The organism is Pseudomonas sp. St290, assembly GCF_018325805.1.
Taxonomy (GTDB): domain Bacteria; phylum Pseudomonadota; class Gammaproteobacteria; order Pseudomonadales; family Pseudomonadaceae; genus Aquipseudomonas; species Aquipseudomonas bijieensis.
The window spans coordinates 5,946,677-5,960,078 of record NZ_AP014703.1 but is presented as its reverse complement, the minus strand read 5'-3'; the positions used below and the strand labels follow the sequence as shown (position 1 = coordinate 5,960,078).

Below are 13,402 nucleotides of genomic sequence, written 5' to 3'. Positions count from 1 at the left end.
GGGGATAAATCCCCTCGCCACAATGATTGCGCCTCACTTACCAAGCTTGCGCAACTCATCCGACTCCACCACCCGCACCCCATCCTGCTCTTCCAGCGCCAGTCGCCACATGGCGCGGGCCAGTTGGCAGGCTTCGATGCCGTGGTATTTGCCCGGGATCAGCTTCGACAACGGCCCGGCCAGTTGCTCGGCCAGGCGCGGTTCGACGCGGTCGCCCAGCAGCAGGGAAGGGCGGCAGATGGTCAGTTGCGGCCAGTCCTGGGCCTTGAGCGCGGCTTCCATTTCACCTTTGACCCGGTTATAGAAAATCGATGACTTCGAGTCGGCCCCCAAGGCGCTGATCACGATCAAGTGCCGTGCCCCGAGTTCCCGGGCGCGTTTGGCAAACGCCACCACCAGGTCCAGGTCCACCGCGCGAAAGGCTTGTTCGGAGCCGGCTTTCTTGATGGTCGTGCCCAGGCAGCAAAAGGCGATGTCGACCTGGCCGCTGAGTTGTGGCAGCACCTGTGCCGGTTCCCCGACCGGATTTTCCAGGCGTGGATGCTCGGCCAGCGGCCGGCGAGTGGGGGCCAGGACCCGGGAGATGGTCGGCTCGTTGAGCAGCCGGTCCAGTAGGTGTTCCCCGGTCAACCCGGTGGCTCCGGCAAGCAAAACATGCTGAGGCGTCAAGTACATGGTGTTTCCCCCTTGATACGATTCAGCTTAGTTGCTCTTTGTGGCCTCGTCGTTCAATGCAGCACTTTGCAATGCTTTACGTGCCTGCTGTTTGCGCAGCAGTTGCCAGTGAGAGAGAACCGTCCTGGGCGCCCACATCTGCGGTTCGGACGCTTCGAAATTGTCCGCCTGTTCTCGTTCGGCCACGGTGGCCTTGGCCCGTTTGAAGGCCTGCTCCAGGTCGTCGGTCTGGTTCAGCGCCTGGGCGAACAGGGCATCGCCGAAATAGGTGAAGTTGGCCTCCTCGGAGCAGCCGAAGGACACGCGGTCGGCCCGGGACGCGGTCATGATCAGCGTGCGCTCATCCTTGAGCGCCGGGATGAAACCACCGGAGTAGCACGCCGAGATCACCACGATCTTGTCGCGGTTCTTCAGTGGTGCCAGCACCACCGCCAGTTCATCGGCAGGCAGGTCGGCCAGTTCCATGCGCGGCTGGTCGAGCACCAGTTCGTGTTCGCTGGTGCCGTGGCTGGTCAGATAGATGAAGATCAGGTCTTCCGGGCCACTGCGTTCGGCCAGGGTGGCGGCGGCGCGGCGCAGGCTTTCGCGGCTGGCCATGGGCCGGTCGCCGAGGTGGTCACGGTGGTTCACCAGGCGGATCTGTCCGAACGCGCCGAAACGGCTGTTGAGCATGTTGGCGACGTAGTCGGATTCACGCAGGAACACGCTTTGTTTGCCATCGCCGCCCAGGGTCAGGCTGTACAGCTCCACCGCTGGCGTCGAGGCCGGGATATTGGCCAAGGCATCCTCCAGCAGGCGGCCCTGGGCCAGCAGGCCGAGTTCGAGTACATCCGGCAGCAGCCGTCCATCGGCGTCGCGCACCCGTTGGCCGTTGGCCCAGGTGCCGCTTTGTACCGTGCCGTCGGTCAGCGCCAGGGTGCCACGGCCGTGGTAACTATCGTTTTCGAACTGGCCGATGTAGAAGCTGCCGTCGGGCAGGTTCAGGCGACCCTCGCCGGTAAAGCGCCAATCCTTGAAATGACCGAGATAGTGGCTGCCGTCGGCACCGATCAATTCGCCCTTGCCGGTCAGCGCGCCGTCCTTGAACTGGCCGATCCAGACATCGCCGTCGGCATTTTCGTAGCGACCGCGACCGTTGAGCTGGTTGTTCTTGAAGCCGCCGACATAGACATCGCCGTCGGCGCTGTTGAAAGTGCCTTTGCCCTGCAGCTGTCCATCGACGAATTTCCCGGTGAACTGGTTGCCGCTGGCATCGAAGCGCTGGCCTTCACCGTTGGGCTTACCGTTGGCGAACGGGCCTTGGTACTGGCTGCCGTCGTCGAGTTCCAGGCGTCCGAGGCCGGAATAGCGGTCGGCCTTGAACTCGCCCCGGTAGGTCATGCCGTTTTCCTTGAGCGTTCCTTCACCGTCCCGTCGCCCCAGCTTGAAGCCGCCGGTGTAGCTGCTGGTCGGTGTGGTCAGGCTGCCCTGGCCGTGGAACAGGCCTTGCTGGAACTGGCCGCGATAGACCTCGCCGTTGCTGCCATGCCATTCCCCAGTGCCGTGCCACTGGCCTTTGTCGAACTGCCCGGCATACCAACTGCCATTGGGGTAGTCGATGCGTCCCTGGCCCTGGAGCAGCCCGTCCACGAGGTCGCCGCGATAGCGGCCGCCGTCGGGCAGGCGCGCGTCGGGAGGCAGCGGCGATTCGCCGTCGCCGCAGGCGGTGAGCAACAGGGTCAGGGTCAGTGGGACGAATAAGCGCATAACGGGATCCAGGTCATCAGGCCACGAGTATGCCGCAGCTATGCCCCTTGGATACAGAGAAGCGATGCGAAACTGCCTGAGCGGTTTCGCGACCGCGCAGGTTTACACGAAGCAGAGCGACAGCGGCTCGGCGATGTAGGCCGGTTTTTCCGAGCCTTCGATCTCCAGGGTGGCGGTGGCCTTGAGCAGCCATTGGCCGGGTTTTTTCTCGGTGGCGTCCACCAGGTCGACCTTGAGCCGGACCTTGGAGTCGACCTTCACCGGCTGGATGAAACGCACGCTGTCCAGGCCGTAGTTGACGACCATCTTCACGCCCTCGGGCAGGATCAGGATGTCTTCCATCAGCTTGGGCATCAGCGACAGCGACAGGAAACCGTGGGCGATGGTGCTGCCGAACGGGGTCTGCGCGGCCTTGACCGGATCGACGTGGATGAACTGAAAGTCGCCAGTGGCTTCGGCGAACAGGTTGATGCGGTCCTGATCGATAGTGAGCCATTCGGAACGTCCAAGTTCCTTGCCGACATAATCTTTGAGCGCTGCAACGGGGACGTAAGGCATTGAGACTCTCCTTGGGTTCATCTGTTGTGCTTTTTCTGGAACGGGGATCTGCGTCCCCGGAGAACCACTGTAGATCAACATGGCGTGCACGTAAGGTCACTGAACATGCTTTTTACGAATGCCGAACCATAGCGCGGGCATGCTTATAATGCCGGCGCATTCTTTGAGTAAGTGTTGCAGGGGAGAGAGCGGATGTTGCTACGGGGCCTGACCTGGCTGGTGCTGTTCCAATTGCTGGGCACTGCGATCAATCATTTGTTCTTGCCGGTGCTGCCCGGGCCAATCGTTGGCCTGCTGCTGTTGCTGGGCTATCTGGTGGTGCGCGGCGAAGTCAGCGAGCCGTTGAACCTGGCCGCCGGCAGCCTGCTGCGCTACCTGCCGTTGCTGCTGGTGCCGCCCGCAGTGGGGGTGATGGTCTACGCCGGGGCGATAGCCGCCGATTTCTGGGCCATCGTTGGCGCGTTGACTTTGTCTCTGGTGCTGTCCGTGGCGCTGACAGGGGTGCTGATGCAGCGCCTGGCCCGCCGTCACGTCGCCGCCCCGGAGGACCGCCAATGATGCTCGACTGGCAGGGCGCCTGGAACTCGGTGATCCACCATCCGCTGTTCGGCATCGGTATTACCCTGGGCGCCTATCAATTGGTGCTGGCGGCCTTCGAAAAGACCCGCTGGGTGTTCCTGCAACCGGTGTTGATGTCCATGGTGCTGTTGATCGGCGTGTTGGTCGGTTGCGGCATCGGCTACGCCGAATACCGCAAGAGCACCGAGATCCTCAGCATCCTGCTGGGCCCGGCCACGGTCGCCCTGGCGGTACCGCTGTATTTGAACCTGCGACGGATCCGGCAGTTGTTCTGGCCGATTTTTACTACGCTGGTGATAGCCGGGGTGTTTGCCACGGGCTCTGCGGTGGTGTTGGGCTGGGCCTTCGGTGCCGAGCACATGATTCTGATGACCATGGCGCCCAAGTCGGTGACGTCGCCGATTGCCATGTTGGTGGCCGAGCAGATCGGTGGCGTGGCGGCCATGGCGGCGGTGTTCGTGTTGATTACCGGTGTACTCGGGGCGATCCTCGGTCCGAGTATTCTGACCCGCTTGGGTGTCCATAGCCCTGAGGCCCGGGGCATGGCCCTGGGGTTGGCAGCCCATGCGGTAGGTACGTCGGTGGCGTTGCAGGAAAGCGAGGAGTCGGGTGCCTTTGCGGCGCTGGCGATGAGTCTGATGGGCGTGGCCACGGCGGTGCTGCTGCCGTTGGTGGTGTCGATGACGGTTTAAGGAATTGGTTATGAGCTTGCCGCTTTTCCCGTTGAACACCGTGCTGTTCCCCGGTTGCATCCTCGACTTGCAGATTTTCGAGGCGCGTTACCTCGACATGATCGGGCGCTGCATGAAAAAGGGCGAAGGCTTCGGCGTGGTGTGCATCCTCGATGGCGAGGAAGTCGGCATCGCCCCCGAAGGCTATGCGCGGGTCGGTTGTGAAGCGTGTATCACCGACTTCTCCCAGCAGGACAATGGTCTGCTGGGCATTCGCGTGCGGGGCGGGCGGCGCTTCATCGTGCATGGCAGCAGCGTCCAGGCGGATCAACTGACGGTCGCCGAGGTCGAGTGGCTGGAGGAAGAACCGGAGCAACCGCTGCAAGATGAAGACGCCGACCTGGTGGCGCTGCTCAAGGCCCTGGCCGAGCACCCGATGGTCGAGGCCTTGAACATGGGCACCGAAGCGACCGGCCAGCAGTCGCTGGCCAATCAGTTGGCCTACCTGCTGCCGTTCAATGAACTGGACAAGATCGACCTGTTGCAACTCGATGATCCCCAGCAGCGGCTGGATGCGATCCAGGCGTTGCTCGATGAATTGCAGGGCGAGCTCTTCGCCTGAAACACGCGCATTCACCGGAAGGACTCAGAACCCTTGTGGGAGCGAGCCTGCTCGCGATGGCGCCGGGTCAGCATGCTTGATGTCGACTGACGCACCGCAATCGCGAGCAGGCTCGCTCCCACAGGGGGGCTCCAGGTCTCAATAGGCATACCGCAACATCGCATGCGGCAAGTGCCGCAGCGCGAAGAAGCTGAACACCGCCACCAGCGCCGGCAGGATCAGCCACCAGACCTTCGGCGGCATGGCCGGCAGCGGAGTCTGGCGCTGGCTCAGCCACAGGATGGCGGCGCAGATGCAGGCGGCGAGCATGGCGCCGGCGACGATATCGCTCGGCCAATGCGCCCCCAGGTAGACCCGCGACAGGGCAATGGCCAGCGCCGGCAGGCAGCCCAGCAGCAACCAGGTCAGGCGCAGGCGCGGTGGTTGACCGCGGCCGGCCAGGACGGCGAGGGTCAGGAACAGTGCGAATGCCCCGGAGGAGTGGCCGCTGGGCATGCTGTAGCTGGTCAGTGGGTCGGTGAGGATTTCCGGGCGTACGCGGGCGAAGAAATGTTTGCTGCCGGTATTGGCCAGGGATGTGAGCAGCATCGTGCCCCCGGCAAAGATTGCCTGCCGCCATTGCCGTGCCAACAGCAGTAGCCCGGTCAGCAGGCTGCAGACAATCAGCATGTAGCGGAATTCGCCGATCAGCGTGAAGGTCACGGCGATTTCATCCAGCGTCGCGCTGCGATGTTCCTGGACCAGCGCCATCAGGCCCTGGTCGAATGCCGTCAGGTAGCGGAAGCCAATGAACAGGCCAATCAGGATCACCAGGCCAAGGCCTGCGATCAGCGCCGTGGCATGGCGATGGCGACGCAGGCTGCTGTTGACGCTCAGCCCGATCATCACTGCGATGCTGCCGATGACCACGCCGGCCTGTGGCCAGAAACCTTCGGGCAGCGGCAGGCGAAACGCCGCCCCGGTGGCCCAGCCCGGCAGCAGGTAGGCCACGGTCCAGCCCGCCGCGGCCAACACGCTGACGGCGGCGAAGCGCGGGAATGGCATGTCGCACATCCCGGCCACCATCGGCAGCATTGGCCGTAGCGGGCCGATAAAACGGCCCACCAGCAGGCTGGCGACGCCGTAGCGCTGGAAATAGCTCTCCGCAGCGCTCATCCATTCAGGGTGATGCCGCAGCCCCGGCAGGCGCCGGATGTTCTGATGGAAATGCCGGCCGAGGAAGTACGACACCAGGTCCCCCAGCAAACCACCGAGCAGGCCCAGCAGCAACGTCTCGCCCAAGGACAACGCGCCGCTGCCGGCCAGCACGGCTATGGCAAACAACAGCACGGTCCCCGGCACGATCAACCCGGCAATGGCCAGGCACTCCACACAGGCGACGATGAACACCGCCACCGCCAGCCACTGCGGGTTGACGGTCAGCCAGCTGGTGATGCTATCGAGCCATGGGCCCATAAGAACAACTCCATTGAATAGTGATTGGCATGCATTTTTTACTGTGGGGAGAGCTTGTGGGAGCAAAGCTTGCTCGCGACGAACGATGACGCGACCTTATTGTTGATCCGTGTCGCCTGCATCGCGGGCAAGCCTTGCTCCCACAGGCCCGCTCCCACAGGGGTATGCGGTATTGCATCAGGACAGCAAAAAATAATCACGCCCTTCGACCTGCCCTCGCCGCAACGGGTTACGGGTACACCACGGGGCATAGGCGGCATCGACAAAACGGTAGGGCAGGTGTTCATCCCGGCCCTGGGGGATGCCCAGGCGGGTGGTCTGGATCGCGTTGACCGTCGGCACGCCGACATCTTCCACCAGCAAGCGCTCGGGGTCGAAGCGTTTGGCGTCCCAGTCCGGCACTTTCAGCCCCAACGCCTTGCACAGCAGCGTCTGACCGGCACAGAGTTTCTGCGGCGTGCGTGGCCGGCCCTGGGCGTCGGGGTTGTTCAGCAGCATCTGCGCCAGGCTCGCCGGGCCGGAGACGGTGTCGACCCATGGGTACGCCGATTTGATCAGCACCGCATTGCCGGGTCCCTGAGCGCTGAAGTTCAACGAATCGCCGCCCCGGGCGTAGTACATATAGATGTGGCCGCCATCCAGAAACAAAGCCTTACGTTTTTCTGTGTAGCCCAGCGAGGCGTGGCTGCCCTTTTCGGCAAAGTAGTACGCCTCGGTCTCGATGATCCGCGCGCTGAGCCACAAGTCACCGACCTTGTGGCGAATGACTTTGCCCAGCAGGTCTTTGGCAAGCACCTGGGCGTCGCGATCGAAAAAGGCGTGGGGCAGGGCGTTGGGCGATGGCAAATCGGTCATGGCGATAGACGAAGTGAGGCCAAAGGAAGCGCGATGATAGCAATGGAAAGCTTAATCACCGCTGAACACTCGCTTCAACAGGCTGTTTACGCCTGTTTTGCTCCTCCGCCGGTCACCACTGCGAGTCCATGCTGTTAGTCGAGGGTTACGACAGCTATAATCTGCCGCTTTCCTCTTTGCCAAGACCACACAGACCATGACTGAGTCCGTTCTTGACTACATGACCCGCCTGGGTCGCGCCGCTCGCGAAGCGTCGCGCATCATCGGCCGTGCCAGCACCGCGCAGAAAAACCGCGCCCTGCAGGCCGCCGCCAATGCGCTGGACGCTGCGCGCGCCGAATTGTCCGCTGCCAACGAACTGGACCTGGCCGCTGGTCGGGCCAATGGTCTGGAGCCGGCCATGCTCGAGCGCCTGGCGCTGACTCCGGCCCGCATCGACGGCATGATCGTCGGTCTGCGTCAGGTCGCGGCCCTGCCGGATCCGGTCGGGGCGATCCGCGACATGAGCTACCGGCCGTCGGGCATCCAGGTTGGCAAGATGCGCGTGCCCCTGGGCGTGGTCGGGATCATCTACGAGTCGCGGCCGAACGTGACCATCGACGCCGCGAGCCTGTGCCTGAAGTCGGGCAACGCGACCATCCTGCGTGGCGGCTCCGAGGCTATCCACTCCAACCGCGCCATCGCCGCCTGCATCCAGCGCGGCCTGGCCGAGGCCGAGCTGCCAGCGGCCGTGGTGCAAGTGGTGGAAACCACCGATCGTGCCGCAGTCGGTGCGCTGATCACCATGCCCGAGTTCGTCGATGTCATCGTGCCCCGTGGCGGCAAGGGCCTGATCGAACGGGTCAGCCGTGACGCCCGCGTGCCGGTGATCAAGCACCTGGACGGCATCTGTCATGTCTATGTAAGTGCCCACGCCGAACTGCCGAAGGCCCAGCGCATTGCCTTCAACGCCAAGACCTACCGCTACGGTATCTGCGGTGCAATGGAAACCCTGCTGGTGGACCAAGCCGTTGCCCAGGCCTTCCTGCCATCGATGGCCGCCCAGTTCCGCGAAAAAGGCGTCGAACTGCGTGGTTGCGAGCGCACCCGGGCGATCATCGAAGCCGCGGTTGCCACGGAAGAAGACTGGAACACCGAATACCTGGCACCGATCCTGTCGATCCGCGTGGTCGACGGGCTGGACGAGGCCATCGAGCACATCAATCGCCACGGCTCGCACCACACCGATTCCATCGTCAGTGAGCACCAGGGCGAAACCCGGCGGTTCGTGGCCGAAGTGGATTCGGCGTCGGTGATGATCAACACCCCGACCTGCTTCGCCGATGGCTTCGAATACGGATTGGGTGCCGAGATCGGCATTTCTACTGATAAGCTGCACGCCCGCGGCCCGGTCGGCCTGGAAGGCCTGACCTGCGAGAAGTACATCGTGGTCGGTGACGGCCAGTTGCGCGGACAGGAGCCGGCCTGACTTGGGCGACCTCGACCCGTCAGCCGCAGTGACGACGACAACTGCGCCCCGGCGCATCGGTATCCTGGGCGGCACGTTCGATCCGGTGCACATCGGTCATTTGCGCGGTGCGCTGGAAGTTGCCGATGCCCTGGTCCTCGATGAGCTACGCCTGACGCCCAGCGCCAGGCCGCCTCACCGGGACACGCCACAGGTGTCGGCGCAAGACCGCTTGGCGATGGTCGAGTGCGCGGTGGCCGGTGTGGCACCGTTGGTGGTGGACGCCCGCGAATTGCAGCGGGACAAACCGTCCTACACCATTGATACCCTGGAGCTGATGCGTGCCGAACTGGCCGCCGATGCCCAGGTTTTTCTGCTTCTGGGCTGGGACGCATTTTGCGGCCTGCCCACTTGGCATCGCTGGGAAGAGTTGCTCCAGCATTGCCACATCCTGGTGCTGCAACGCCCGGATGCCGACAGCGAGCCGCCGGATGCCTTGCGCAACCTGCTGGCGGCCCGCTCGGTGAGCGACCCGCTGGCCCTGAAAGGGCCGAGCGGACAGATTGCATTCGTCTGGCAGACGCCGCTCGCGGTATCCGCCACCCAGATCCGTCAACTGCTGGCCAGCGGTAAGTCGGTACGTTTCCTGGTGCCCGACGCGGTCCTGGCCTACATCGATGCGCACGGGCTGTACCGTGCGTCGAACTGAAAAAGGCGCGCTTCAAGGCACGTGAATGCGTGTAGCGAAGCGCCCGAACATACGAGCAAAACGAGTTTTATATGACTGACAAAGACGTAAACAAAGTAAAGCGCAAAGGCACGTTCAAAAGCGCCCCGCTGCCCGTAGAAGCCCATACTGGCGTGGCACTGGCCGGCGAAGAGCTGGTCAAGGTGGCCGTGGCGGCCCTGGAAGACGTCAAGGCCCAGGACATCCAGGTGATCGACGTTCGTGAAAAGCAGAGCATCACGGACTACATGATCATCGCCACCGGTACTTCCAACCGCCAGATCGGCGCGATGCTGGACAAGGTCCGCGAAGCGGTCAAGGCCAAGGGCGTCAAGCCGCTGGGTGAAGAAGGCAAGGGCGACAGCGACTGGGTGCTGCTGGACATGGACGACGTCATCGTGCACATGATGACCGCCTCGGCGCGCCAGTTCTACGACCTGGAGCGCCTGTGGGCCGGTGCCGAGCAGAGCCGTTCGGCCAGCGCCGCGCACCACAGCCCGGAAAATCCCCATGAGCACTTCACCAAGCTCAACAAAGACCAGCAATAAGGGACCGCTGTGCGACTGCGCCTGATCGCCGTCGGTTCTCGCATGCCCAAGTGGGTGGAAGAAGGCTGGCATGAATATGCCAAGCGTCTTCCGTCCGAGCTGGCCCTGGAACTGGTGGAAATTCCGCTCAACACCCGTGGCAAGAACGCCGACGTGGCGCGCTTCATCCGCCAGGAAGGCGAAGCCATGCTGGCCAAGGTCGGGCCGAACGAGCGCATTGTCACCCTCGAAGTCCACGGCAAGCCCTGGAGCACCGAGCAACTGGCGGTGGAGCTCGATCGCTGGCGGCTGGACTCGCGCACGGTCAATTTCATGGTCGGTGGCCCGGAAGGGCTGGCGCCGGAAGTCTGTGCCCGGGCCGATCAGCGCTGGTCGTTGTCGCCGTTGACGTTGCCACACCCGCTGGTGCGGATCCTGATCGGCGAACAGCTGTATCGTGCCTGGACAGTCCTGTCCGGGCACCCTTACCACAAGTAATCCTGCCCCATGCCTCAGCCGATCCGCATCAAGGACCACGAAAAAGACGCCCGCCTGGTGCGGGGCCGCGTCGTGTTCGGCGCCATTACCGTGGTGACGCTGATCGGCGTGCTGATTGCGCGGCTGTATTTCCTCCAGGTGATCCAGTACGAGTACCACTCGACCCTGTCGGAAAACAACCGGGTGCATGTGCAACCGATTCCGCCGACCCGCGGGCTGATCTTCGACCGCAACGGCGTGGTGGTGGCGGATAACCGGCCCAGCTTCAGCCTGAGCATGACCCGCGAGCGCTCCGGAGATTGGCAGCATGTGCTCGACGTGATCGTCGAAGTGCTGCAACTGACCCCCGAGGACCGGGCGATCTTCGAGAAGCGCATGCGCCAGGGCCGACGGCCGTTCGAGCCGGTGCCGATCCTGTTCGAGCTGACCGAAGAGCAGATCGCCCTGATCGCCGTGAACCAGTTCCGCCTGCCCGGCGTCGAGGTGGTGGCGCAACTGGTGCGGCACTATCCCCAGGGGCCGCACTTCGCCCACTCGGTTGGCTACATGGGGCGGATCAACGAGAAAGAGCTCAAGACCCTCGATCCGGTGAATTACAGCGGCACCCACCACATCGGCAAGACCGGCATCGAGCGCTTCTACGAGCCCGAGCTGCATGGCCAGGTGGGTTACGAGGAAGTCGAGACCAACGCCCGCGGCCGCGTCTTGCGGGTGCTCAAGCGTACCGACCCGATTCCTGGCAAGGACATCGTCCTGAGCCTGGACATCAAGCTGCAAGAGGCCGCCGAAGCGGCGCTGGGCGGGCGTCGTGGCGCCGTGGTGGCGCTGGACCCGAATACTGGCGAGGTGCTGGCGATGGTCAGCCAGCCGAGTTTCGACCCGAACCTGTTCGTCACCGGCATCAGCTTCAAGGCCTACGCCGAGTTGCGCGACTCCATCGACCGGCCGCTGTTCAACCGCGTGCTGCGCGGCCTCTATCCGCCGGGCTCGACCATCAAGCCGGCTGTAGCGATTGCCGGGCTGGACTCTGGCGTGGTCAACGCTTCGAGCCGGGTCTACGACCCCGGGTACTACATGCTGCCCAACTATGACCACAAGTACCGTAACTGGAACCGCACCGGCGACGGTTATGTGGACCTGGAAACGGCGATCATGCGGTCCAACGACACCTACTTCTATGACCTGGCCCACAAGCTGGGGATCGATCGGCTGTCGTCCTACCTGGGCAAGTTCGGCATCGGCCAGAAAGTCTCGCTGGACATGTTCGAAGAATCCCCCGGTTTGATGCCGTCCCGGGAGTGGAAGCGCGCGACCCGTCGCCAGGCCTGGTTCCCCGGTGAAACCCTGATCCTGGGGATCGGCCAGGGCTACATGCAGGCCACGCCGCTGCAACTGGCCCAGGCCACGGCCCTGGTGGCGAGCAAGGGCAAGTGGTATCGCCCGCACCTGGCCAAGACCATCGAAGGCCAGAAGCCGGTAGACCCGAATCCGATGCCGGACATCATCCTGCGCAATCCGTCGGACTGGCAGAAGGTCAACAACGGTATGCAGCAGGTGATGCACGGTGCCCGGGGCACCGCCCGCAAGGCGGCTATCGGCGCGCAATACCGCATTGCCGGCAAGAGCGGTACGGCCCAGGTCGTCGCTATCAAGCAGGGCGAGAAATACGACCGCTCCAAGGTCCAGGAACGCCACCGCGACCACGCCTTGTTCGTTGGTTTCGCGCCCGCCGACAACCCGAAAATCGTTGTGTCGGTGATGGTCGAGAACGGGGAGTCCGGCTCTGGCGTCGCCGCGCCAGTGGTGCGCCAGATCATGGACGCCTGGTTGCTGGATGAGCACGGCCAGCTCAAGCCTGAATACGCAAGCCCCACCACCGCGGAGGCTACGGCCCGTGAAGAATAATTTCGACCGGATCCTCTCCAGCGAGGATGTGATGCGCCGCCGGGCCACCTTGTTGCAGCGCATGCACATCGACGGTCCGTTGCTGATCCTGCTGCTGACCCTGGCCGCCGGCAGCCTGTTCGTGCTGTATTCGGCCAGTGGCAAGAGCTGGGACCTGCTGGCCAAGCAGGCCACCTCGTTCGGGATCGGCCTGGTTTCGATGATCGTCATCGCCCAGCTCGAACCGCGATTCATGGCCCGCTGGGTGCCGCTGGCGTATGTAGTGGGCGTGAGCCTGCTGGTGGTGGTGGACGTAATGGGCCACAACGCCATGGGCGCCACCCGCTGGATCAACATTCCCGGGGTGATCCGCTTCCAGCCTTCGGAATTCCTCAAGATCATCATGCCGGCGACCATCGCCTGGTACCTGTCCAAGCGCTCCTTGCCGCCGCAGCTCAAGCACGTGTGCATCAGCCTGTTGCTGATCGGCATCCCGTTCATCCTGATCGTGCGCCAGCCGGACCTTGGCACTTCGCTGCTGATCCTGGCCGGCGGTGCTTTCGTGCTGTTCATGGGCGGGTTGCGCTGGCGCTGGATCCTCAGCGTGATCGCCATCGCGGTGCCGGTGTCGGTGGCCATGTGGTACTTCGTGATGCACGACTACCAGAAGCAGCGAATCCTGACTTTCCTCGACCCGGAGAGCGATCCGCTGGGCACCGGCTGGAACATCATCCAGTCCAAGGCCGCCATCGGCTCCGGCGGGGTGTTCGGCAAGGGCTGGCTGATGGGCACCCAGTCGCACCTGGACTTTTTGCCGGAAAGCCACACCGACTTCATCATCGCCGTGATGGGCGAGGAGTTCGGCCTGGTGGGCATCTGCGTGCTGCTGCTGATCTACCTGCTGCTGATCGGCCGCGGGCTGGTGATCACCGCCCAGGCCCAGACGTTGTTCGGCAAGTTGCTGGCGGGCAGCCTGACCATGACGTTTTTTGTTTATGTTTTCGTCAACATCGGTATGGTCAGTGGCCTGTTGCCGGTCGTGGGGGTGCCGTTGCCATTCATTAGCTACGGAGGAACTTCGCTGGTGACACTACTGTCAGCGTTTGGGGTTTTGATGTCGATTCATACGCATCGCAAGTGGATCGCACAGGTTTGAAT

14 protein-coding genes are annotated in these 13,402 nt (G+C 63.4%); 9 read left to right on the top strand and 5 right to left on the bottom strand.

Translation table 11 applies throughout. From position 1 onward, the window contains the following. Positions 1 to 33: 33 nt before the first annotated feature. From PBDP_RS26125 to PBDP_RS26115, 3 genes are all read right to left on the bottom strand, one after another. Entirely contained in the window at positions 34 to 675 is a 642-nt protein-coding gene (locus PBDP_RS26125; RefSeq protein WP_212801503.1) for an oxidoreductase, read from the bottom strand. 27 nt (positions 676 to 702) lie between these two features. Further along, positions 703 to 2,421 carry a C13 family peptidase gene (locus PBDP_RS26120; protein WP_109756298.1) on the bottom strand — a complete coding sequence of 573 codons (1,719 nt, stop codon included), beginning with the start codon at positions 2,419 to 2,421 and terminating at the stop codon, positions 703 to 705. 102 nt (positions 2,422 to 2,523) lie between these two features. Next, a complete protein-coding gene (locus PBDP_RS26115) occupies positions 2,524 to 2,979 on the bottom strand; it encodes a MaoC family dehydratase (RefSeq protein ID WP_053125683.1) in 456 nt (151 codons plus the stop codon). Positions 2,980 to 3,171: 192 nt separating this feature from the next. Between PBDP_RS26115 and PBDP_RS26110 the strand changes: the two genes are divergently transcribed. The 3 genes from PBDP_RS26110 to PBDP_RS26100 are packed head-to-tail and all read left to right on the top strand — an operon-like array spanning position 3,172 to position 4,851. Continuing rightward, entirely contained in the window at positions 3,172 to 3,537 is a 366-nt protein-coding gene (locus tag PBDP_RS26110; protein WP_109756297.1) for a CidA/LrgA family protein, read from the top strand. After that, positions 3,534 to 4,250 (top strand): LrgB family protein, encoded by a 717-nt coding sequence (locus PBDP_RS26105; RefSeq protein WP_109756296.1) that lies wholly within the window; start codon positions 3,534 to 3,536, stop codon positions 4,248 to 4,250. The genes PBDP_RS26110 and PBDP_RS26105 overlap by 4 nt, the downstream gene beginning before the upstream one ends. A gap of 10 nt (positions 4,251 to 4,260) precedes the next feature. Then, a complete protein-coding gene (locus tag PBDP_RS26100; RefSeq protein ID WP_109756295.1) occupies positions 4,261 to 4,851 on the top strand; it encodes an LON peptidase substrate-binding domain-containing protein in 591 nt (196 codons plus the stop codon). Between the two features lie 138 nt (positions 4,852 to 4,989). Here the strand turns inward: PBDP_RS26100 and PBDP_RS26095 are convergent, their stop codons facing one another. After that, positions 4,990 to 6,306, bottom strand: coding sequence for a bifunctional DedA family/phosphatase PAP2 family protein (locus PBDP_RS26095; protein ID WP_212801502.1), 1,317 nt, complete (start codon positions 6,304 to 6,306; stop codon positions 4,990 to 4,992). A 177-nt stretch (positions 6,307 to 6,483) separates the two neighbouring features. Continuing rightward, positions 6,484 to 7,161, bottom strand: coding sequence for a DNA-3-methyladenine glycosylase (locus PBDP_RS26090; protein ID WP_212801501.1), 678 nt, complete (start codon positions 7,159 to 7,161; stop codon positions 6,484 to 6,486). 196 nt (positions 7,162 to 7,357) lie between these two features. Here PBDP_RS26090 and PBDP_RS26085 point away from each other — a divergent pair, with 196 nt between their 5' ends. From PBDP_RS26085 to rodA, 6 genes are all read left to right on the top strand, one after another. Then, positions 7,358 to 8,629 (top strand): glutamate-5-semialdehyde dehydrogenase, encoded by a 1,272-nt coding sequence (locus PBDP_RS26085; RefSeq protein WP_212801500.1) that lies wholly within the window; start codon positions 7,358 to 7,360, stop codon positions 8,627 to 8,629. A 1-nt stretch (position 8,630) separates the two neighbouring features. Next, positions 8,631 to 9,317, top strand: coding sequence for a nicotinate-nucleotide adenylyltransferase (gene nadD, locus PBDP_RS26080; RefSeq protein ID WP_109756291.1), 687 nt, complete (start codon positions 8,631 to 8,633; stop codon positions 9,315 to 9,317). Between the two features lie 71 nt (positions 9,318 to 9,388). After that, positions 9,389 to 9,883, top strand: a complete 495-nt coding sequence (rsfS, locus tag PBDP_RS26075) for a ribosome silencing factor (protein WP_109756290.1) — start codon at positions 9,389 to 9,391, stop codon at positions 9,881 to 9,883. Between the two features lie 9 nt (positions 9,884 to 9,892). After that, positions 9,893 to 10,360, top strand: coding sequence for a 23S rRNA (pseudouridine(1915)-N(3))-methyltransferase RlmH (rlmH, locus tag PBDP_RS26070; protein ID WP_003185785.1), 468 nt, complete (start codon positions 9,893 to 9,895; stop codon positions 10,358 to 10,360). Between the two features lie 9 nt (positions 10,361 to 10,369). Next, positions 10,370 to 12,265 (top strand): penicillin-binding protein 2, encoded by a 1,896-nt coding sequence (mrdA, locus tag PBDP_RS26065; protein WP_163856508.1) that lies wholly within the window; start codon positions 10,370 to 10,372, stop codon positions 12,263 to 12,265. A gap of 31 nt (positions 12,266 to 12,296) precedes the next feature. Then, the gene (gene rodA / locus PBDP_RS26060) at positions 12,297 to 13,400 is read left to right on the top strand and encodes a rod shape-determining protein RodA (RefSeq protein WP_162893928.1); all 1,104 of its coding nucleotides are present in this window, start codon (positions 12,297 to 12,299) and stop codon (positions 13,398 to 13,400) included. Positions 13,401 to 13,402 lie beyond the last annotated feature (2 nt).

Coding starts and splice junctions, on each gene's coding strand:
- rsfS (WP_109756290.1), top strand. CDS start 9,389: ATGACTGACAAAGACGTAAACAAAGTAAAGCGCAAAGGCACGTTCAAA.
- mrdA (WP_163856508.1), top strand. CDS start 10,370: ATGCCTCAGCCGATCCGCATCAAGGACCACGAAAAAGACGCCCGCCTG.
- PBDP_RS26125 (WP_212801503.1), bottom strand. CDS start 675: ATGTACTTGACGCCTCAGCATGTTTTGCTTGCCGGAGCCACCGGGTTG.
- PBDP_RS26100 (WP_109756295.1), top strand. CDS start 4,261: ATGAGCTTGCCGCTTTTCCCGTTGAACACCGTGCTGTTCCCCGGTTGC.
- PBDP_RS26115 (WP_053125683.1), bottom strand. CDS start 2,979: ATGCCTTACGTCCCCGTTGCAGCGCTCAAAGATTATGTCGGCAAGGAA.
- rodA (WP_162893928.1), top strand. CDS start 12,297: ATGCGCCGCCGGGCCACCTTGTTGCAGCGCATGCACATCGACGGTCCG.
- PBDP_RS26120 (WP_109756298.1), bottom strand. CDS start 2,421: ATGCGCTTATTCGTCCCACTGACCCTGACCCTGTTGCTCACCGCCTGC.
- PBDP_RS26105 (WP_109756296.1), top strand. CDS start 3,534: ATGATGCTCGACTGGCAGGGCGCCTGGAACTCGGTGATCCACCATCCG.
- PBDP_RS26085 (WP_212801500.1), top strand. CDS start 7,358: ATGACTGAGTCCGTTCTTGACTACATGACCCGCCTGGGTCGCGCCGCT.
- PBDP_RS26110 (WP_109756297.1), top strand. CDS start 3,172: ATGTTGCTACGGGGCCTGACCTGGCTGGTGCTGTTCCAATTGCTGGGC.
- PBDP_RS26090 (WP_212801501.1), bottom strand. CDS start 7,161: ATGACCGATTTGCCATCGCCCAACGCCCTGCCCCACGCCTTTTTCGAT.
- PBDP_RS26095 (WP_212801502.1), bottom strand. CDS start 6,306: ATGGGCCCATGGCTCGATAGCATCACCAGCTGGCTGACCGTCAACCCG.